This window comes from Chlorobaculum tepidum TLS (assembly GCF_000006985.1).
Lineage (GTDB): Bacteria > Bacteroidota > Chlorobiia > Chlorobiales > Chlorobiaceae > Chlorobaculum > Chlorobaculum tepidum.
Genome location: NC_002932.3, coordinates 1,707,131 through 1,727,705, shown reverse-complemented (window position 1 = coordinate 1,727,705; position 20,575 = coordinate 1,707,131). Strand labels below are relative to the sequence as shown.

Sequence of the window (20,575 nt, the reverse complement as noted above, 5' to 3'; positions counted from 1 at the left end):
AATGTCCACAACATCTTCTTCTCATGCTTTCCGCTGGTGTTGCAACTTCCACATCCCCGCGTAAAAGCCATCGCTTTTCAGCAGTTCTTCGTGGCTTCCTCGCTCAATAGTCCTGCCTTCGTAGAGCACCACAATTTCGTCGTAGCGCTCCATGCGGTGCAGGCGGTGGGTGATGGCGAGCACGGTTTTTCCTTGGCTGGTGGTGTCGAGCGTGTCGAGCAGCGCCTGTTCGGTGATGGCGTCGAGGTTGGCGGTTGCTTCGTCGAGCACGATGATTGGAGCGTCCTGCAAGATCATCCGCGCGATGGCGAGGCGCTGCTGTTCGCCGCCGCTGAGGTTCATGCCGTGTTGGCCGACCCAGTCGTCGAGGCGGCTTTGCAGGCTGTCGAGTCCCGCCAGCGTGAGGGCTTGGCGGAGCCGCTCATCCGTCGCGTCAGGTGCGGCGAGGAGGAGGTTTTCGCGGATGGTCTGGCCGAAGAGGTACGTTCGTTGCGAGACCATGGCGATGTTGCGGCGCAGCTCTTCGGGATCGAGCTTGTCGATGGTTTGCCCGCCAATCGAAATTTCTCCTTGCGTGGGGTTCCAGAAGCGCACCATGAGCGAGGTGATGGTTGATTTGCCCGCGCCGCTCGGCCCGACAATCGCGGTCCGCCCGCCCTGCGGAACGCTGAACGAGACGCCGTCGAGCGCTGGACGATCTGAGCCGGGGTAGGTGAAGGCGAGGTTTTTGACCTCGATGCCGGTTGATTTCGGGAAAGGTTCCGGTTTGGCTGGCGGAACCACTTCCGGCTTTGCGTCGATGATCTCAAAGAGGCGTTCGCCCGCGCGGACATCGGCCTCGATGTTCTGCACCGAGCCGGTGAGCGGCAAGAACGCCTCGAACGAGGCCATGACGCCGAACACCACCGAGGCGAGTGTGATGGTGCTGACGGCGCCGGTTCGCACCATCGGCAGCATCGAGTAGAGAATCCAGATCACCGCGCCGTTCATTGCCAGTCCGGTCAGCGATTCGTGCAGCCCCTCGATGAATGCGGCGCACTTCTGCAACGCGAGCTTTTTTACTTCGGCATCGCGCAGCTTTTCGGTGTAGTCGCCCACCATGCCAAAGACGCGCAGTTCGCTCATGCCCTGTACCATATCGACCGCGAGCACCTGCTGTTCGCCCTGGAGCGCCGTGATGCCGCGAGCCGTTCCGGCGGCGAGCCGTGCGGTCAACAGCGGCACGGCGATACCTGCGATGAGCTGGCTCGTAAGCACCCCTTCGGCGGCGGCGGTTGACCAGTGGCCGACGACGAACCACATGAGCAGCGTGATGAGCGCCGCGGTGATGGGCGGGGCGAGCACGCGGGCGTAGATGTTTTCGAGGCTCTGGATGTCATCGACGATCCGCTTCAAGAGATCGGCGCTGCGGTATGCGGCGAGGCGGGCCGGGGCGAGCGGCTCGACGGCGTCGTAGAACCAGACGCGCAGGCGGGTGAGAATCCTGAACGTGGTGTTGTGTGAAATGAGCCGTTCGGCGTAGCGAATGACGCCGCGCGAGATGCCGAAGAAGCGCACGCCGGTGATGCCGATCTGGAGCGCCGAAAGCGCGGGCATCAGGGCGGCGGTGGTGATGAGCCACGCCGAGGCCATCAGCAAACCGATGCCGCTGCCGATGGTGGCGAAGCCGATCAGCGCGGCGAGGAGCATCCACCAGGCAAAGGGGCGGGTCAGGCCGGTCAGCCTGAGAAAGGTTTTCATGCGGCAGCCTCCTCTATCGACGAAAAAATCGCCTGCCTGTAGAATCCCTTATCCGCCATCAGTTCGTCGTGCGTGCCGCTCTGCACGAGGCGCCCACGGTCGAGCACCACGATGCGGTCGGCGTTGCGGATGCTTTCGAGCCGGTGGGCGATCATCACCACCGTGCGTCCCTGCATCAGTTTTTCCATCGCCTTGCGGAGCTGCGCTTCAAGGATCGGGTCGGTGTGCGAGGTCGGCTCGTCGAGCAGGAGCACCGGCGCATCCTTCAGGAACGCGCGAGCCAGCGACAGCCGTTGCGCCTCGCCGCCGCTGAGTCGCGCGCCCTGTTCGCCGATCATGGTCTCCAGTCCGTCGGGCAGCGAGCGTACCATGTCGAGCAATCCGGCCTGTTTCAGAGCGTTATCGATTTCATCCGGCGTGGCGTCGCGACGAGCCATCAGCAGGTTTTCGCGGATGGTGGCGTTGAAGAGAAAGGGATGCTGCGGCACCCAGGCGATCTGGCGGTACCACGAATCGAGGTTGAACTCCTGTGTTTTGCGGTCGCCAAGCGAAATCGTCCCGTCCGCCGGTTCGATGAAGCGCAGCAGCAGGTTCAGCAGCGTGCTCTTGCCCGCGCCGCTGGGGCCGGTGAGGGCGGTCACGGTGCCCGGTTCGATGGCGAAGCTTACGCTGTCGAGCGCCGGTTTGTCGCTGCCGGGGAAGCGGTAGTCAACTCCTTCAAAAACAATCGGTTGCGACGAAATATCGGTGGCGGTCAGCTCACGAGAACCCGCTTTGGGAATCTCCTTCGAACGGTCGAGAATTTCGTACATCTCCTTCGAGGCGGTCACGCCCTCCATGCCTGCGTGGAATTTTGTGCCGAGCTGGCGGAGCGTCAGATAAAAATCCGGCACGAGCAGGAGCGCGAAAAAGCCGGGGCGGAAGGGGAGGTGGCCGCCGAGCATCCGCACGCCGATGCTCACCGCCACCACCGCCGTGCCGAGCGTGCCGACCAGTTCGAGCGTCAGCGACGAGAGAAAGGCGATCTTGAGCACCTGCATCGTCGAATGGCGGAAGTTTTCGCTCGCCTCGGCAATGCCGTCGCGCCGCGTTTTGGCCTGCGCGAAGAGCTTGAGCGTCGAGAGACCCTGCAACATGTCGAGGAAGTGGCCGCTCATGCGGCTCATGGTGTTCCACTGCTTTTCGGTGGCCGCGCTGGCGCGTTTGCCGATCAAAATCATGAAGACCGGGATGAGCGGCGCGGTCAGCACGAGAATCAGGCCGGAGAGCCAGTCCGCCGGGAAGACCGCCGCGAGGATCACCACCGGAATGATGAGCGACAGGAACAGTTGCGGGATGTACTGGCTGAACCACGCATCGACCGACTCAACACCCTTGAGCAGCGTGGTGACGATGCGTCCGCTTTGCCCTGAGCGGGTGTAGGAGGGGCCGAGCGCCGCTACCGTGCCGGAGAGACGTTCGGTCAGCGTTTTCCGGATGGCGAGCGTGCCCTTTTTGGCCTCGTGATGGCCCGCCCAGCCGAAGAGCACTCGCAAGGTGCTGAAGAGCGCGAACAGCCCGACCAGCGGCAGAATCGTCTGCCAAGCTGGAGCTTGCCGGAACACTGTCTCGATAATCCCGCTCAGAACCCACGCCTGCGCGACAAGCATGAGCGCCCCTGCTGCGCCCGAAATGCCCGAGAATATGAAAGGCCGCTTCTGTTCAGCAAGCAGCCGCATGAGGTTCCGGTCAATATTCATCGTACAAACGGTAAGGCCTGAGAAGGATAGTGATAATCGGTCATGTGGGCGATTTTTGTGAAATCAACCCGCTCATAATGGTAAAGAATTCCTCCACACCGTGCAACAGGGAGCGAGGTCTGTTTATCCGGATGGAAAGGAGAAATTGATTTTGACTGGCGAGGGGGAAAAAAGAGGGCGGGCACTCAGAGGCCCGCCCTTACCGAATGCGTCGTCAAATCGGCGCTGTCAGTTCAATACTCCATTTTCGAGTCTTTCGAAATGCGCTGACGGAAGACCCAGTAGCTCCAGCCCTGGTAGAGAAGCACGATCGGCACGAAGATCGCGGCAACCGTGGTCATGATGCCAAGCGTGTACTGCGACGACGAGGCATTGTAGATCGTCAGGCTCCAGTCGGGGTTGGTGCTCGATACCAGCACTCGCGGGAAGAGGCCCATAAAGATGGTGATGGTCGAGAAAGCGATCGAAATGGCGGTCATGACGAACGCCCAGCCAGATGCGTCCTTGTTGAGCAGCACGATCACCGAGAGCAGCGAGAGCACGCTGAAGATCGGGATTGCGCCGGGGTTGACGCCGAGTCTGGTTGAAATGTCGGTTTCGAAATAGGTGTACACTCCGAAAACCAGCGAGAGCACGGTGGCCGGAATCCAGAGCTTTTTGGCCATTCCCATCGCACGTTCGTGCAGCTCGTCGGTGGTTTTGAGCGTCAGGAACACCGCGCCGTGCAGCGTGAAGACGCTGAGCGACGCCAGGCCGCAGGCCAGCGCGTAGGGGTTGAGCAGGTTGAAGAAGCCGCCGGTGTAGTTCATCGAGGCGTCGATTGGCACGCCGCGGATGAAGTTGGCCATCGCTACGCCCCAGAGCAGGGCGGGAATCGCGCTGCCGAGGAAAATGCTCCAGTCCCAGAAACTGCGCCATGCCGCGCTGTCGCGCTTGCTGCGGTACTCGAACGCGATGCCGCGAAAGATCAGCGCCACCAGCATGAGCAACAGTGCCAGGTAGAAGCCGCTGAAGAGCGTGGCGTACCAGTGCGGGAACGCGGCGAAAATCGCGCCGCCAGCCGTGATGAGCCACACTTCGTTGCCGTCCCAGAAGGGGCCGATGGTGTTGATGACCGCGCGGCGTTCGAGGTCATCCTTGCCCATGAAGGGCAGCAAAATGCCGACGCCGAAATCGAATCCTTCGAGAATGAAGTATCCGGTAAACAGCACGGCGACCAGGATGAACCAGATTATCTGCAATGTCTGCAAATCCATTGTTGTCTCCTTTTCGGTTTATTCGGCGCCGTGAAGGCCAGCCGTTGCATATTTTTTCAAGAGGAACACATCGACGAGCGTCAGCACGCTGTAGATGAGGGTGAACACCACGACCGAGGTCAGCAATTCAGCGCTGCTTACTACCGATGCGGGCGTGACGGCCTGTTCGGTTTTGAGCAGCCCGACCACGATCCATGGCTGACGGCCCGTCTCGGTCAGGAGCCACCCCGCCGAGTTGGCCACGAAGGGCAGAATGAATGCCGAGAGCAGGAGCGCCCCCGTGAGCTTGCCGAAATTGTAATCTTCGCGGATCACCTTGAAGAGCGCCACCACGGCGGCCAGGAGCATCAGCGTGCCCGCGCCCACCATGAAGCGGAAACTCCAGTAGGCGGTGATGACCGACGGAATGTAGTTCCCTGGGCCGTATTTGGCGACCGCCTCCTGCTGCAATTCGCTGATGCCCTTCACCTCGCCAGAGAACTTGTTGTAGGCCAGGAACGAGAGCATTCCGGGCACGCGGATGGAGAAGACATCCTTCAGATTCTCTTCGTCACCGACGGTGAAGAGCGAGAAGCTGGCCGGATTTTCGCTGTGCCAGAGCGCTTCGGCGGCGGCGACTTTCATCGGCTGGTTGTGCACCATCTCCTGCATCTGGGTGTGACCGGCGAGGGTGACGAGCAGCGAGCCGATGAAGGCGTAGATCGCGCCGAACTTGAGCGAGGTTCGGAACTGCTCCTCGTCGGCGGTTTTTTTCATAAGGTGCCACACGCTGACCGCGATGACGAGGAACCCACCCGTGGCGATGCCGGCGGTGATGACATGCGGGAATTGCAGCCAGACGTAGGGGTTGAAGAGCAGCGCGGAGAAGCTGGTCATCTCGGCGCGCGATCCGTCGGCGGCCATGTGGAAGCCCACCGGCGACTGCATGAAGGAGTTGGCGACCAGAATCCAGAGTGCCGAGAGGTTCGAGCCGATGGCCACCAGCCAGATCGAGGCGGCGTGCAGCCCTTTGGGGATACGATCCCAGCCGAAGACCCAGATGCCGAGGAAGGTTGATTCAAGGAAGAAGGCGAGCAGCGCCTCGATGGCAAGCGGCACGCCGAAGATGTCGCCGACGAAGCGGGAGTACTGCGACCAGTTCATGCCGAACTGGAACTCCATGACGATGCCGGTGACGACGCCGATGGCGAAGTTGATGAGGAACAGATGCCCCCAGAATTTGGCCAGCTGACGGTACTTCTCCTTGCCCGTCCTGACCCACGCAGTTTCCATGATCGCCGTGAAGATGGAGAGCCCGAGGGTGAGGGGAACAAAGAAAAAGTGGAACACCGACGTCAGGGCGAATTGAAGTCGCGCAAGAAACAGGGTATCCATTATCGATTGTTGAAAGGTTGATGTATGGTTGTTGGTTGTGACAACGATGAAAAAAACCGCGTGCGCCCACAAAAAATTCACCAATAGCTGTAAACTTTTATTTTAACAATTGTTATAGGCGTAAAGGGTGTATATGCTGGTGGGTCAGGTTCAGCGCAGGGTTGAACATTTCGAAAGCGATCCACAGGCCGATAACGAGCCCTACGACAAGCCAGAAAAGCGCCGAAAAAGCGAAACCCCTGACAATGGAGTAATCATAACCGGTATCGTTCATGCCCTCCTCCTGAATCTGGTTGATAAAAAAGATGGTGTGGAAGGGCACCGCTGAAGCAACCGTGATCCGGGTTCTGAAGCATTGGATTCCAGTGGAACGAAACGCGAATGACGGGGGTCAGGGTGTCCCTCCTGGTCGATGAGCAACGGCAACGATGCAAAGAACAGTGTCAATCACAATTGTTTAGAGATACATGTACGAAACCGCCGATTGCCGGGAAAGAGAAACCGAGCGCTGTGGCATCGGCGAAGAGTAGTTTTTGCGGGGCCGGGTGGAATGCGAAAGGCCCCCTGGCGAGGGAGCCTTTCTGGTGTATCGATCTGTCAGAAGTGAACGGTTCAGCCGTTGACTACGCGGGCGAGTCCTTCGTTGTAGTTTCCAACGACGGCCCCTTTCTCGGTGATGATGCCGCGGATGAGCGTGCCTGGGGTTACGTCGAAGGCGAAGTTCACCACCGGCGTGGTCGGGGTGGCGACCTGCGTGCCGAAGATTTTGCGCAGCTCGTCGGGGTTGCGCTCCTCGATCGGAATCTCCGAGCCTTCGGCCATTGTGATGTCGATAGTCGAGACCGGTGCGGCGATGTAGAACGGCAGGCCGTGATACCTGGCGCTGATGGCGTGGGCGTAGGTGCCGATTTTGTTAGCCGTGTCGCCGTTGGCCGTGATGCGATCCGCGCCAGTGATGGCGAAGTCGATCATGCCGCGCTGCATCAGAATCGCCGACGAAGAGTCGGAGATCGAGGCGAACGGAATCCCGTCATGCTCCAGCTCCCAGGCAGTGAGGCGCAGACCCTGAAGGAGCGGTCGGCTTTCGGAGGTGATGACGCGCTCGATCAGCCCCTCCTGATACGCCAGGCGGATCACGCCGAGTGCCGTGCCGATGCCGCAGCAGGCGAGCGTGCCGGTGTTGCAGTGAGTCAGCACATTGAGCTTGCGGGTTTTGAGCACGTCGGCGAAATCCTGTTTCAGGAGCTCGACGCCGTGGCGGGCGATCTTGTCGCAGTTGTCGATTTCGTCGTTGTGGATTTTGTAGGCCATGTCGGTCATCTTCGCGAAGAGCGCTTCGAGCGAATCGTTCTCGAAGTTGGCGTCATAAACCTCCTGCATTTTCTTCGTCGCGAAGAACAGGTTCACGGCGGTCGGGCGCGAAGCGTTGACCTCGGCGATCAGGTTCTTGAAATATTCCGGGAAGCCTGCCTTGTCGCCCGTGTATTCGTTGATGCCGAGCACGACCGTATAGCCCGCCGAAGCGCCGATAAGCGGAGCGCCGCGCACGGCGAGGGTTTTGATGGCCTCGATAGCTTCCTGGTGATTCTTCGTTTCAACATGGATCTCCTGCAGGGGCAGAAAGCGCTGGTCGAGGTAACGGAACGTTCCGTTTTTAAATGAGATAGCGTCTATCATGAGAGAACAGGTATTGCCTTGTTAAGGATTAAAGATTGGCTACGACGTTCCTGAAAATGGTGGTCATGTTCGGCTCGGCGCGGCTGGAGACTTCGATGATCTCTTCGATGCTGACCGGCACGAGGCAGTCCGGGAAGCACTCGTCGGTGACGATGGACATGCCGAACACTTCGGTGCCCTGGTGCACGGCGGCGATCACCTCCGGGACGGTGGACATGCCGACCACGTCAGCGCCGATGGCGCGCAGCATCCGGTACTCGGCGCGGGTTTCGAGGCACGGACCGGTGACGGCGACATAGACGCCGCGCTGCACCTTGATGCCGTGTTCGAGCGCGACCTTTTCGGCGATCTCGAGAATCCTCGGCGAGTAGGGGGCGCACATATCGGGGAAGCGGGGGCCCATTTCAGGATCGTTCGGGCCGATGAGCGGGTTGGCGCCAAGCAGGTTGATATGGTCGTCGATGAGCATGATGTCGCCCTTGCTGTAGCCGGGGTTCATGCCGCCGCAGGCGTTGGTGATGCCGAGGGTCTTCATGCCGAGCTCTTTCATGACCCTGATCGGGAAGACGATCTGCGTCATCGAGTAGCCTTCGTAGTAGTGGAAACGGCCCTGCATGGCAACGACTTTCTTGCCGGCGAGGGTGCCGAAAATCAGCTTGCCGTGATGGGTTTCAACCGTCGAAATCGGAAAATAGGGAATATCGGCATAATCGAGCGAAAAATCGATTTCAATCTCCTTGACCAGTCCGCCAAGGCCGGTTCCGAGCACGATACCTACCGGATATTCAGCCGTGGTTTTTTTTCTGATGAATTCAACGGCTTCCCGGATTTTCTGCCTTTGTTCAGTCATGATATTCCCTGTGGTTTTGATGGATTTAAAACGGCATGCAAAAAAAAGACATTAAATATAAGTAGCGACGGGGAGAGATGAAAGGCGGGGAGGCGTTGATCATTGACAGTTGACAGTGGATAATGCAACAAGATTATCCATTTATCGCCATCCGAAGATGGCGGTGCCGATGCGGATCATGGTGGCGCCTTCGAGGATGGCTTCCTCGAAATCGCCGCTCATGCCCATTGATAGCTCGGTAAGAAGCGACGGCTCAGGCGCGTTCTGGCGGAGCTTGTCGAGTGTCTGACGAAGCTCCGCAAATTCGCGGCGGGCTTCGGAGGGGGCGGGCGAGGCGATGGTCATCAGTCCGCGCAGGCGCACGTTCGGCAGAGCGAAGCACTCTTCGGCGGCCTGCAACACCGAGTCGGGGCTGAAGCCGTACTTCGTGCTTTCGCGCGACACGTTCACCTCAAGCAGGTAATCGACCGTCAGATCGTGCTGCCCGGCGCGTTTCGACAGCTCTTTGGCAGTTGAAACCTTGTCGATGCCATGCACCATCGTCACCTTGTCGACGATCTGACGAACCTTGTTGGACTGGAGGTGGCCGATGAAGTGCCACGAAACCGGCAGGCCCGAGAGTTCGGGTGCTTCAACCTTTTCCAGAAACTCCTGCACGTAACTCTCGCCGAACTCCCGCTGGCCCGCATCCCACGCCTCGCGTATGGCTGCGGCGCTTTTGGTTTTAGAGACAGCGATGAGCGTTACCTCATCCTCGCGGCGGCCCGCCTTGCGGCAGGCCTCGGCGATCTGTTCCCTGACGGCGGTGAGGTTCGATGAGATGCTTTCCATGTTTTCGGCGATCAGGCGGTTGCAGGAGTGATGGTTTCGATGGTCACCGGCTTGAGCGGGTTGTCGCGCATGTCGGTCTCGACGGCGGCGATGGCGTCAACCACGTCGATGCCCGATTCGACAACGCCGAACACGGTATATTCGCCGTCGAGGAAGCCGTTGTCGGCCTGGTTGATGTAGAACTGGCTGCCGGACGAGGCCTTCTGCGGGTTGTTGTCACGCGCGGCGGCAATCGTGCCCTTTTTGTTCGGGTGCTTGATTTCAGCCGGAACACGGTAGTCGGGGCCGCCGGTGCCGTGCATCATGCGCTTCTCGTCGAAGCGCGAAAGCGGATCGCCGGACTGGATCATGAAGCCTTCGATCACCCTGTGAAAACGGATGCCGTCGTAGTAGCCTTCGCCGACGAGCTTGACGAAGTTATCGCGGTGCCGGGGAGTGTCGTCATACAGGGCGATGGAAATATCACCCATGCTGGTCTTGATGATGAATTTTTCTGGCATGGTAATGTGGTTGAGTGTCGAAAAACAATCGGTCAGATTTGCGGTATCTGCACGCCTGCGCCGGCAAGGCGCAAGAGCGCGCGCTGGGCCATTCCCGCTGACGATGTGGCTGGCCAGGTTTTGATCACCTGATCATAAAGTTTTGCCGCCTTGTCGGCCTGTCCCGCGGCGGAGTAGCTTTCGGCGGCTTTGGTGAGGTACATCGATTTGAGCGTCTCGTTCTCGGCGGTTTCGGACGCCTTTTCGTACTCCGGCGCAGCTTCGGCGAAGGCCTTTTTCTGGACATGGCAGGCGGCGGCTCCGGCGAGCGCCGATGCCTGAAGATCCTTGTTATCACTGCTGAATCCCTTGTATATCGAAAGCGCATCGTCCGGCTTTCCACTGTTCAGCAGGATATAGGCCATATAGAGCCTGGCAGTTTTTCCGCTTGGTGTGCCGCCCCATGTTTTAATGATACTGTTCAGCCCTTTTATCGAGCCTTCGCCATTGACCGCTTTATTGACGTCTCCCATTTCGATCCACGGAGTGATCTTCGCAAGGGCGAGCGAGGCCTGAACCTCGTCGACTTTGGTTTTCTGCATCCAGAAAAGCGTCCCGCCAGCAGCGAGGCAGATGACGACAACAAGAGCGGTGAGCTGCTTTTTATACTTTATGCCGATTTCAAGCATCCGGTCGGAGAAGGTGGCTTCCGGAAGCATTTTCTGGGGCTGGGTGGTGTTCATGTGGTTCGTGCTGTCGTTTCTTGAAATGAGATCGCCTGAGTCGTTCCGCGTCACTGATGGCGGTCAGTCCGAGGCTCAACCTACGCAAGTTCGCATGAATTTCAAAATCAGCGGCAGCCGCCGGTTACGGCAGGCCGAACAGGGTTCTTGCATTGCTCACGAGCGCTTCCGTTACCTCTTCGAACGGTTCCTGGCGGTGATCGGCGATCTTGCGCACCGTGTGGACGACGAAGGCCGGTTCGTTGCGTTTGCCGCGTTTGGGTACTGGCGCAAGGTAGGGCGCGTCGGTTTCGGAGAGCAGGTCGCCGAGGCCGACGGAGGCCGCCACTTCCGGAAGCAGCGACTTTTTGTAGGTGATGGTGCCGGGAATCGAAATTTTCAGCCCGAGGCTGATGCAGCGGCAGGCCATGTCGAGATCTCCTGAAAAGCAGTGCATCGCGCCGCGCAGGGCCGACGAGCGCTCCTCCGAGAGGATGCGCAGCATGTCGGGCCAGGCGTCGCGGCAGTGGATCACCACCGGCAGGTCGAGGTCGACCGCTATGCGCAGCATCTCGCGGAACGCCGCCTGCTGATGCGCCGGATCGTGATCGGGCCAGTGGTAATCGAGGCCGATCTCGCCGATGCCAACCACCTTTGCCGATCGAGCCTGTCCAGCGAGTTTGTCGAACAGCTCTGGCGAGAGTGGTACGTTTGTTTCGTGAGGGTGCAGGCCGACATTCGAATAGATGAAGTCATACCCGTTTGCCAGTTCGATGGAGCGGCGGTTCGTCTCGACGCCGGTGCCCGGATCGATGACACACTGCAAGCCAGCCGCGCGGAGATCGCCGATCACCCGGTCACGGTCATCGTCGAAATCGGGAAAGGAGAGATGGCAGTGGATGTCGCAGAAACCCGGGGTGTTCATGCGTGTTTCCTGGTGAAAATTTTTTCGTGAAACAGCACGATCATGCACGCGCCGATGGTGATGCAGGAGTCGGCGACGTTGAAAATCGGCCACAGATCGAGCGGGATGCCAAAGAGTGCGCCGTGATAGAGATCGAAATAGATGAAATCCACCACATGGCCGAGCATGACGCGGTCGATCAGGTTGCCGATCCCGCCGCCCAGAATGAGTCCAAAAGCCGTGAGGAAGAGCGGACTCCGGTTGTTCGATTTGTGGACATACCAGACAACGCCCGCAGAAATAGCGAGGGTCAGAAAAAGCAGGCCCGTCGGCGGGAGGAACCGGACGCTGAATGCGATGCCGAGGTTTTCGGCGTAGGTCAGCTTGAGCCAGTCAGGGATGATGACGATGCTTTGCGCGCCGTCGCGCAGGTAGTGGATGGCGAGAAGTTTGGTCACCCGGTCGAGCAGGGCAGCAGCTATCGCGAGCAGATAAAAAAGGGCCATAGAGTAGTGTTGTTGTCAGGAGGTCAAAAGAGGTCGAAGAGAATGTAATACCATTCAGGCCTCTTTCAAACCGCCGCCTCAGCCTTCGCTCTTTTCGATTGCAGCGAGTACGGTTTTTCTGACCAGATCGACCGGAAGTTCCTGTCCTGTCCAGATGGAGAAGGCACGGGCGGCCTGGGCGATGAGCATCTCGATGCCCGCAATGACAGTTGCTCCTGCGGCGCGGGCTTCGGCGAGCAGGGGTGTTTCGGGCGGATTGTAGACCATGTCGTAAACGATCTGGCCATCGTGCAGGAGCCCGTGTCCGGTCGGCAGGATGCTGTGGATGTGATCGTTTCTTCCGGCAGTGCCGACCGGCGTTGCGTTGACCAGTACGCGGCAATCGCGGATCAGTTTGCTGCACGCGGGCTGGTCGATCTCCCGGCCCGCATGGATGGTGACGAGGTCGCGGTATGCGTACTCTTCGAGCATATCTTCGGCTTTCTGCGTATCCCGCACCACGAGGAGCACCGATGAAGGGTTGAAGCGGAGCCTGAAAGCTTCGACGGCGGCCAGCGCGGCTCCGCCGTTGCCGAAGATGCAGACCGGCCTGTTCCGGATCGACTCCGCCATCGGAAGGAGCGGAGCAGCGAAACCGTCGATGTCCGTATTGTAGCCGAGCAGCCGTCCGTTGTCGTTGACGATGGTGTTGACCGCCCCGATGGAGAGCGCTTCAGGTGAGAGTTCGTCAAGGAATGGCACGACGGTTTTCTTGTACGGAATGGTTACGCTGAATCCCGCAATGCCGAGAGCACGGCTTCCTTTGAGTGCATCGCCGATCATTTCGGGCGAAGGGATGTTGAAAATGGTGTAGACGCAGGGAAGCCCGAGTGCCTCGAATCCGGTATTGTGAATCAGTGGCGACCAGGAGTAATCGACGTGTTTGCCGATGAGTCCGAAAATCTTTTTGGACTGAGAGTTTGACACGATGTTTGTTTCGCTGGTGGTTCAGGAAATTTCCAGCAGCCGGCGTACCGCATCTTGCTGGTACAGCTCGGGGAAGACGCTCTGAAACAGCTGCTTTTTGTCGGGGTCGATCTTGAATGCCTTGCTGAGCGCCTTGAGGGTGCTCTGGTTGTCGCCCATGGCGAAATAGGTTGCCGCGATCTCGAAGTGCGCCTCTGCCGAGAGCGGCTGAAGCGAGATCGACTCTTCGAGCGCCCGGATCGATGCATCCATTGCTCCGGCCTCGCGCAGCACCATTGCATAGTCCAGCCAGATTTGAGGGCTGTCCGGATCCAGGGGGATAATTTTCTCGTAGGTTTTGAGCGACTGGTCGAGCCGGCCGAGATTGTATTCGATCTCCGCCTTGAGCAGGAGGTATTCGATGCACTCCGGCATTTCAACAAGGGCATGGCCGATGGCGTCGAGCGAAGCCTCGTAGTTTTCGAGCGCCTCGAAGCAGCAGGCGAGCGCAAACCAGGCGTCGGCGAACTCCGGATTCAGTTCGATGCAGCGTTTGTAGCAGGCGATCGCTTCGCTGTACTGCTCGAGTTCCTCCCTGGCTATGCCGAGGTTGTAGAGCGCATTGATGTCGTCGGGCTCGATTTCAAGCGTTTTCGTGTAGCTTTCGGCAGCATCCTCGATTCTTCCGGTGATGGCAAGCACATTGGCACGGTTGTACCAGGCCGAGCTGAAATCCTCGGAAATGACGAGCGCCATGTCGTAGGCTTCGAGCGCTTCCGGGTAACGCTTGAGCTTGCTCAGGACGAGTCCCTTGTTGTACCAGGCGTTGATATTGTACGGGTCGAGGTCGATGGCCTTCTCGTAGGCGACAAGACTGTTATCAAGTTTGCCGAGAATGTCCTGCGAGTAGGCCAGCTCGTACCAGGCTTCTCCGAACTCCGGATCGAGCTGCAGCGTCTGTTCGAAATTTTTTTCAGCCTCTTCGAAACGTTCGAGTCGTTGCAGAATGAGTCCCCGGTAGAAGCAGATATCTCTTGCTATGGTGGAGTCGCTGACAACACGCTCGATCTCTTCGAGCGCTTCATCGAGTCGTCCGGTATTGAAATAGGCCAAAGCGAGATTCAGGGCCATTTCATTATCGGCAGGGCTGAGCAGAACGGCGCGCTGAAACGCTTCGAGCGCCTCGTCAAAAAGGCCGTTCAACGTCAGGCTGTTGCCGAGGTGAAACCAGGTTTCCGCGTTGTAGGGGGCGAGCTCTTCGAGCCGTCGGGCTGCAACGAGCGATGTTTCGTGAAGTCCTTCCTCGTTGAGCTGGATGATAAGGTCGAGAAGTTCTTCTGGATCGTGAATGGAATCAGGGTCAGAAGCTCCTTCCGGCCTGTCCGGGAAGAAACCTTCCGATGGGTTCAGGTTGTCATCAAAAAAATCAAGCAAACTCATACACTCTCTTTCGTGCAAATTTCACGATCATAATAACAAAACCAATATAGCAGATTTTTTCAAAAAAAGTGCCCGGCCGGGCCATTCTTTCAGGCTTCAGGGGGCGTCTCCGGCGTTGAAGTAGCGGTAAATGCTTTCTGCGGTTTTTCTTCCGGCTACGGCGGAAAGCTCGTCAATAGAAGCTTTCGAGACGCTTTCTACCGAGCCGAAGTGCTTCAGCAGCTTTTCGGCGCTTTTTTCGCCGACTCCCTTGATGCCGGTCAGTTCCGTTCGGATCGTCCGGTCGCTCCGGAGCTTGCGGTGGTAGGTGATGGCGAAGCGGTGTGCTTCGTCACGCAATTGTTGCAAAAGCTTGAGGGCTGGTGAGGTTTTCGGAAGGTTGTACGGGTCTGGCTCGTTGGGCACGTAAATCTCTTCGAGCCGTTTCGCCAGCCCCGCCACAGGCAGGTCAAGGCCAAGCTCCTGCAAGACTTGCCAGGCGACGTTCACTTGCCCCTTGCCGCCGTCGATCAGCACCAGGTCGGGCAGGGGCAGCTCTCCCGCCAGTGAGCCTCCGTAGCGCCTGGTGACCGCTTCGCGCATGGCCGCGTAGTCGTCCGAGCCTTCGAAACTTTTGAGCCTGAACTTGCGGTAGTCCGATTTTTTCGGTTTTCCCGATACGAAAGTGACCATCGAGCTGACGTAATCGGTGCCCTGGAAATGCGAGTTGTCGAAGCACTCGATCCGCTCGGGCAGTTTGCCAAGATGGAGCACCTGCTTGAGCGATTCGAGGGCCGGGGATTTGCGCGCGATTTCGCCGCGCAGTTTTTTCTGCACCATGAACTCGTGCAGGTGGTGCTTGGCGTTGTCGAGGCACATGGCGATGAGATGAGCCTTTTCGCCGATGCGGGGCACCGTGAAACGCACCTGCCGCCGCTCGGTCTGCCGCGACGAGAGCAGTTGCCGGAGGGCTTCGAGTTCCTCTTCAGGCAGCTCCGCCTGGAGCATGAGTTCCTGTGGAATCAGGTCGGGGGTTTCGAGGTAGTAGTGCTCCACGAAAGAGGCCAGCAGGTTCGGCAGCGGCGTGTTGCCCGTGTTGGAGAGGTAGGTGTGGCGCGAGCCGATCAGCTTTCCTTCGCGGATGCGGAAGACCACACCACACGCATCATCTTCGCCCGCAGCAACGGCGAAGACATCGCGGTCGATCGCTTCGGTGCTCACGATCTTCTGGCGCTCCGCGTAGCGTTTCAGCCCCTCGATCTGCGCTTTCAGGGCTGCGGCCTCCTCGAACTTCAGCTCCTTTGCCTTCTTCTGCATCTCGGCGCTGAGGTCGCGCAAGAGAGCTGAAGTTTTGCCCTTGAGCAACGTGACGATTTCGCGGATCATCGCCTGGTACTCTTCCTCAGATTGCAACCCTTCGCATGGTCCTTTGCACTTGTGGATATGATAATCGAGGCAGACCCGATACCTGCCGGATGCGACAGCCTCCTCGGTGAGCTTGTATTTGCAGCTCCTGACCGGAAAAATCGAGCCGATCAGGTCGAGAATGAGCCGGAGCTGCGAGGCTTCGGTGTAGGGGCCGAAATAGAGCGAACCATCGCGCCTGACCTGGCGGGTGAGAAAAATTCGCGGAAAACGCTCGTTGGTGATGACCAGCCACGGGTAGCTCTTGTCGTCCTTGAGGTTGACGTTGTAGCGTGGCTTCAGCTCCTTGATAAGGTTGTTTTCGAGGATCAGCGCTTCGACTTCCGAGCTGGTGATGATGACGTTCAGGTCAGCGATGTGGCTTACCATCACGGCGGTCTTGCCCGGCTGGCGCCCCTGGCTGTTGAAATACGAACGCACCCGGTTGCGCAGGTTCCGCGCCTTGCCGACGTAGATCACCGTTCCCGCTGCGTTGCTGAAGCGGTAAACGCCGGGCGAAGTCGGCAGCGTGGCGAGTTTTTCGGCCAGAGCCGATTTTGCAGTTTTGTCTGGTGCTGCTGCGGTGTCGCTCATGAAGAAATCGGAGAATCTGCGTTGCGGTTTTTCTATGATAGTTTCCGGCGACAAAAAACACAAACAGTGCAAGTCAGAGGTTTTTTGCTTTAACCGAACTGGCAGCCTCCGTCTGTTTTGCAAGGCCATTTTTTATTGCAAAGGGGGAGGAATGCAAAAAGGCGTGGATTGTTCCACGCCTTTTTGTGCTGTGTGCCGTTTCCGGACTTAGTGAGCAGAAGCTTCGCCAGCGCCTTTCGGGTAGCGAAGGCTGTCCACCAGCTCCTGAATCTGTTCCGGAGGAGCAGGGGTGATTCGCGAAACCACGAAGCTGACCGCGAAGTTGATCAGCATGCCGATGGTACCGATACCTTCGGGCGAAATACCGAGGAACCAGAACTCGGGCTTGTTCATTGCCGGGTTCATGAACTTGAAGTACACGATGTAAGCCGCGGTGAAGACAAGGCCGGTAATCATGCCGCCGATGGCGCCCTCTTTGTTCATCCGCTTCGAGAAAATGCCGAGAATGATGATCGGGAAGAATGATGCGGCGGCCAGACCGAAGGCGAACGCCACAACCTCCGCCACGAAGCCGGGCGGGTTGATGCCGAAGTAGCCCGCCACAAGAATGGCGATGGCCACCGCGATACGGGCGTACATCAGCTCGGCGCTTTCGCTGATGTTGGGGTTGATCTGCTTTTTGATCAGGTCATGCGAAATCGAGGTCGAGATGACCAGCAGAAGACCAGCAGCCGTTGAGAGTGCGGCGGCAAGACCGCCAGCCGCCACGAGAGCGATCACCCAGTTCGGCAGACGGCCGATCTCCGGGTTGGCCAGCACCATAATATCCTTGTCGATGTAAAGCTCGTTGGCGTTGTCGGTCGGTTTGTTCGACATCAGGAGTTCGCCGCTCTTGCCGATCTCTTTGGTGAATTCAGGTTTTTTGCCTTCGAACGGATCGCCGCCGTTGGCTTTTTTGCCGAGGTACTGGATTTTGCCGTCGCCGTTTTTGTCCATCCAGGCAAGCAGACCGGTTTTTTCCCACTTTTTGAACCAGCCCGGCAATTCAGCGTAAGCCTTGTTGCTGACCGTGTCGATGAGGTTCACGCGGGCGAAAGCGGCAATAGCCGGAGCCGTGGTGTAGAGCAGCGCGATGAAGATGAGCGCCCAGCCAGCCGAGATGCGGGCGTCACGAACCTTCGGCACCGTGAAGAAGCGCACGATGACGTGGGGCAGACCTGCGGTGCCAACCATCAGGGCGAGCGTGATGGCGAAGACGTCGATCATCGGCTTGGAGCCGGTTGTGTAGGCCCCGAAACCGAGCTCTTTGGAAAGGTTGTCGAGCTTGTCAAGCAAATAGACGCCGTCCGAAGTGGTGCCGCCGAGGCCAAGCTGCGGAATGGCGTTGTTGGTAATCATGATCGACAGGAAGATGGCCGGAACCATGTAGGCGAAGATCAGCACCCAGTACTGGGCAACCTGCGTGTAGGTGATGCCCTTCATGCCGCCGAGCACGGCGTAGAAAAAAACGATGGCCATGCCGATGATGATGCCGGTGTTGATATCGACTTCGAGGAAGCGCGAGAAGACCACGCCGACGCCGCGCATCTGGCCGGCGACGTAGGTGAAGGAGACGAAGATCGCGCAGATCACGGCCACGGTACGTGCGGCGTTGGAGTAGTAGCGGTCGCCCACGAAATCGGGAACGGTGAACTTGCCGAACTTCCGGAGGTAGGGGGCGAGCAGGAGCGCCAGCAGCACGTAGCCGCCCGTCCAGCCCATCAGATAAACCGAGCCGTCATAGCCCATGAAGGAGATCAGACCGGCCATCGAAATAAACGATGCTGCCGACATCCAGTCCGCGGCGGTCGCCATGCCGTTTATCATCGGATGCACACCTGCGCCGGCGACGTAAAATTCTTTCGTTGAACCTGCTTTTGCCCAGATCGCGATACCGATGTAGATCGCGAAGGTCAGGCCAACAATGAGGTAGGTYCATACTTGAACACTCATGATGGTAGAGTTGAGGGTTTGGAAAATACTTTCTGGATTTCCTGACGGTCAGGTCAGTCTTCGTGGACGTCGAATTTTTTGTCGAGCCTGTTCATCAGGGCGACATAGACGAAAATCAGCACCACGAAGACATAGATGGAGCCTTGCTGGGCGAACCAGAAGCCGAGCTTGAATCCGCCGAGCCGGATCGCGTTCAGTGGTTCAGCAAGGAGAATGCCGAATCCGTAGGAGACGACGAACCATACAACCAGCAGGCCGACGAGGTAGCCGAGGTTGATTTTCCAGTACTCCTGGAGTTTTGCTTTTTCCATGGTATTGGTGGGTTTGTGCTTTTAGAGAACTACTTGCAGACAGAAGAACAAGGGTGGAAATGAAATCCCTGAAAGACAGTAGTTGAATCGTGAGTGTTTTGAATCTGTTCTGTCGGGCAGCTTTGACGGAGATGTGGTCATTCCTGTCTGGCGGCACCGATGGTATTGTACAATGCGACAATGCGCTATGCCAATATTTCCGCCCGGATGGTCGCCGGGATTAGATGCCAGGTTTTACTCTGGTGAAGCAGGCCAGGGTGTGGCATATCCTGGCCCGCTTCACAATTATTAAACGATGCAATATACATAATATAGTGCCGAATTGACAACTATTCATTGATACCGGGCGCACAGTCCATACCTGTCAGAGAGGCCAATAAAAAAGCCGCAGTTTCCTGCGGCTTTTTTGAAATGCTGCCGAACAACCTTAGAAGGTAACGGTTGCCCAAAGCTCGCTGCGGAGACGCTCGCCACTGTAGTTATTAAAGCCATCGTCGCGCTTCGAAGCAAGGTAGCGGAGGGTCGGCTGAAGCGTAACGCTGCCCATTGCCGAAGAGTACACCGGAATCTTGTACTGCGCCCACACGAAGTGGTTGTTGAGCTTGATGTCGTTGCCACCAGGCTTGACCGTGGTGTGGTTGTAGTCGTACCAGGCCATGAAGTTACCGATTTCGCCTTTCACTCTGAGAAGGTAGCCATCGTATTTGACATGAGGGCCTCCGTTCGGAGTGGTGTCGTCACAGGTGGTGTAGAAGCCGCCAAAGCTCAGCTTTGCATTACCAGCGGGAACACCAACAAGAGCGCCGAAGGTGTATGGGGTGACTTTATAAGCGAGAGTAGTTACACGACCTGTGATATCCTGATACCAAATATCCGAGTTGGTCAGCACGGACAGGAACTGAGGCTCGAGGGTGACATTGCCAACGTTGACCTTGTAGTCGAGGTGCAGTGCATAGCCGTCGTTGAAAAGGCCGTCGCCGTCGGCAGAGGTGTTGTTGTGAGAGTCGTTGTCAAGCACGCAGAGGGTTGCATTCAGCATACCGTTACCAAGCTTGACGCCGTAGTTGCCGCCAAAGACACGGTCGAAGTTAATGTTATATACAGGGTTGGCAAGCGGCTGTGCCGGGTAGAGTGTCAGGTCGAAGATCGGGTTGTCGAAAGAGTTCAACGGCAGGCGGCCAACCATCCAGTGGGAGTTCTCAAGCATGCGGCCGAAGTAGAAGTTTGATATGTCAAGGCTGATCGTTTCGGTGTTGCCATGTCTGACGCTCTGCCAGCCACCGGCATAGTTCCTGTCCTCGTTCATGACGAGAGCCTTGAAGAAGTAGCCGTTGCCCAGATCGGCAGCAGCGTTCAGGCGAACTCTGTACTGGTAGACAACGTCATCGTCGGCGGAACCAGTGAAAGAAAACTGATCGGCGTCGCCGAAATAGGATACGTCTCTCAGCCGGACGCTGGCGTCGCCGCTGAGTTTCAGCTCGGCCGAAGCGGGTGATGCGTATGCCAGTACTGCGAACATCGCAGCAAGAGATAGCATTTTTTTCATCGTGTGTTCTCCGTTAGGTTGTGTGATGCGTATTGAAGACAAAAATTTGACCGCCTGATACGGTCGGTTGCCCTTTTAGTAGGCAAGGCAACCACAGAAAAAAAAGAACAGGTATGGTTATGGTTAGCGCTAAATTAAGGAAATAGTATTGATTAGTCCAAAAAAAAGATGCGTTGCCCGGCTCTCTGCAGACTTTGTTTATATGGTCAAGCAGTTTGCAAAGCCTTGCCATTCAATGCGTTAAGCCGATGTTTACGGTGTTTAACAATCATGAAAAAAACTGTCC

Annotated in this window: 18 protein-coding genes; 1 reads left to right on the top strand and 17 read right to left on the bottom strand. The window is 57.8% G+C overall.

Annotated elements, in window-relative coordinates; genetic code table 11:
• Positions 1 to 21: 21 nt before the first annotated feature.
• The 4 genes from cydC to AYT24_RS08220 form a co-directional block, all read right to left on the bottom strand.
• Positions 22 to 1,740 carry a thiol reductant ABC exporter subunit CydC gene (gene cydC, locus AYT24_RS08235; RefSeq protein ID WP_010933482.1) on the bottom strand — a complete coding sequence of 573 codons (1,719 nt, stop codon included), beginning with the start codon at positions 1,738 to 1,740 and terminating at the stop codon, positions 22 to 24.
• A complete protein-coding gene (gene cydD, locus AYT24_RS08230) occupies positions 1,737 to 3,479 on the bottom strand; it encodes a thiol reductant ABC exporter subunit CydD (RefSeq protein ID WP_010933481.1) in 1,743 nt (580 codons plus the stop codon). The genes cydC and cydD overlap by 4 nt, the downstream gene beginning before the upstream one ends.
• Before the next feature lie 233 nt (positions 3,480 to 3,712).
• Positions 3,713 to 4,735, bottom strand: coding sequence for a cytochrome d ubiquinol oxidase subunit II (cydB, locus tag AYT24_RS08225; RefSeq protein WP_010933479.1), 1,023 nt, complete (start codon positions 4,733 to 4,735; stop codon positions 3,713 to 3,715).
• Positions 4,736 to 4,753: 18 nt separating this feature from the next.
• Positions 4,754 to 6,109 (bottom strand): cytochrome ubiquinol oxidase subunit I, encoded by a 1,356-nt coding sequence (locus AYT24_RS08220; protein WP_010933478.1) that lies wholly within the window; start codon positions 6,107 to 6,109, stop codon positions 4,754 to 4,756.
• 133 nt (positions 6,110 to 6,242) lie between these two features.
• Between AYT24_RS08220 and AYT24_RS08215 the strand changes: the two genes are divergently transcribed.
• Positions 6,243 to 6,437, top strand: a complete 195-nt coding sequence (locus AYT24_RS08215; protein ID WP_164927093.1) for a hypothetical protein — start codon at positions 6,243 to 6,245, stop codon at positions 6,435 to 6,437.
• 284 nt (positions 6,438 to 6,721) lie between these two features.
• Here the strand turns inward: AYT24_RS08215 and mtnA are convergent, their stop codons facing one another.
• The 13 genes from mtnA to AYT24_RS08150 form a co-directional block, all read right to left on the bottom strand.
• Positions 6,722 to 7,786, bottom strand: coding sequence for an S-methyl-5-thioribose-1-phosphate isomerase (gene mtnA, locus AYT24_RS08210; protein ID WP_010933476.1), 1,065 nt, complete (start codon positions 7,784 to 7,786; stop codon positions 6,722 to 6,724).
• Positions 7,787 to 7,814: 28 nt separating this feature from the next.
• Positions 7,815 to 8,636, bottom strand: a complete 822-nt coding sequence (locus AYT24_RS08205) for a purine-nucleoside phosphorylase (RefSeq protein WP_010933475.1) — start codon at positions 8,634 to 8,636, stop codon at positions 7,815 to 7,817.
• A 141-nt stretch (positions 8,637 to 8,777) separates the two neighbouring features.
• Positions 8,778 to 9,467 carry a YggS family pyridoxal phosphate-dependent enzyme gene (locus AYT24_RS08200; protein ID WP_010933474.1) on the bottom strand — a complete coding sequence of 230 codons (690 nt, stop codon included), beginning with the start codon at positions 9,465 to 9,467 and terminating at the stop codon, positions 8,778 to 8,780.
• A gap of 11 nt (positions 9,468 to 9,478) precedes the next feature.
• Positions 9,479 to 9,967: a peptidylprolyl isomerase gene (locus tag AYT24_RS08195; protein ID WP_010933473.1), complete on the bottom strand. Its 489-nt coding sequence runs from the start codon at positions 9,965 to 9,967 to the stop codon at positions 9,479 to 9,481.
• 32 nt (positions 9,968 to 9,999) lie between these two features.
• Positions 10,000 to 10,689: a tetratricopeptide repeat protein gene (locus tag AYT24_RS08190; RefSeq protein WP_164927092.1), complete on the bottom strand. Its 690-nt coding sequence runs from the start codon at positions 10,687 to 10,689 to the stop codon at positions 10,000 to 10,002.
• 124 nt (positions 10,690 to 10,813) lie between these two features.
• Positions 10,814 to 11,593 carry a TatD family hydrolase gene (locus AYT24_RS08185; protein WP_010933471.1) on the bottom strand — a complete coding sequence of 260 codons (780 nt, stop codon included), beginning with the start codon at positions 11,591 to 11,593 and terminating at the stop codon, positions 10,814 to 10,816.
• Positions 11,590 to 12,078, bottom strand: a complete 489-nt coding sequence (gene lspA / locus AYT24_RS08180; protein ID WP_010933470.1) for a signal peptidase II — start codon at positions 12,076 to 12,078, stop codon at positions 11,590 to 11,592. Before lspA ends, AYT24_RS08185 begins: the two co-directional genes overlap by 4 nt.
• 78 nt (positions 12,079 to 12,156) lie before the next feature.
• Positions 12,157 to 13,044: a shikimate dehydrogenase gene (aroE, locus tag AYT24_RS08175; RefSeq protein ID WP_010933469.1), complete on the bottom strand. Its 888-nt coding sequence runs from the start codon at positions 13,042 to 13,044 to the stop codon at positions 12,157 to 12,159.
• Between the two features lie 21 nt (positions 13,045 to 13,065).
• Positions 13,066 to 14,463 carry a tetratricopeptide repeat protein gene (locus AYT24_RS08170; protein WP_010933468.1) on the bottom strand — a complete coding sequence of 466 codons (1,398 nt, stop codon included), beginning with the start codon at positions 14,461 to 14,463 and terminating at the stop codon, positions 13,066 to 13,068.
• A gap of 96 nt (positions 14,464 to 14,559) precedes the next feature.
• Positions 14,560 to 16,440 carry an excinuclease ABC subunit UvrC gene (uvrC, locus tag AYT24_RS08165; protein ID WP_010933467.1) on the bottom strand — a complete coding sequence of 627 codons (1,881 nt, stop codon included), beginning with the start codon at positions 16,438 to 16,440 and terminating at the stop codon, positions 14,560 to 14,562.
• A gap of 207 nt (positions 16,441 to 16,647) precedes the next feature.
• Positions 16,648 to 18,432 (bottom strand): sodium:solute symporter family protein, encoded by a 1,785-nt coding sequence (locus AYT24_RS08160; protein WP_010933466.1) that lies wholly within the window; start codon positions 18,430 to 18,432, stop codon positions 16,648 to 16,650.
• Between the two features lie 53 nt (positions 18,433 to 18,485).
• Entirely contained in the window at positions 18,486 to 18,743 is a 258-nt protein-coding gene (locus AYT24_RS08155) for a DUF4212 domain-containing protein (protein ID WP_010933465.1), read from the bottom strand.
• 427 nt (positions 18,744 to 19,170) lie between these two features.
• Positions 19,171 to 20,289 (bottom strand): porin, encoded by a 1,119-nt coding sequence (locus AYT24_RS08150; RefSeq protein ID WP_164927091.1) that lies wholly within the window; start codon positions 20,287 to 20,289, stop codon positions 19,171 to 19,173.
• Positions 20,290 to 20,575: the final 286 nt, after the last annotated feature.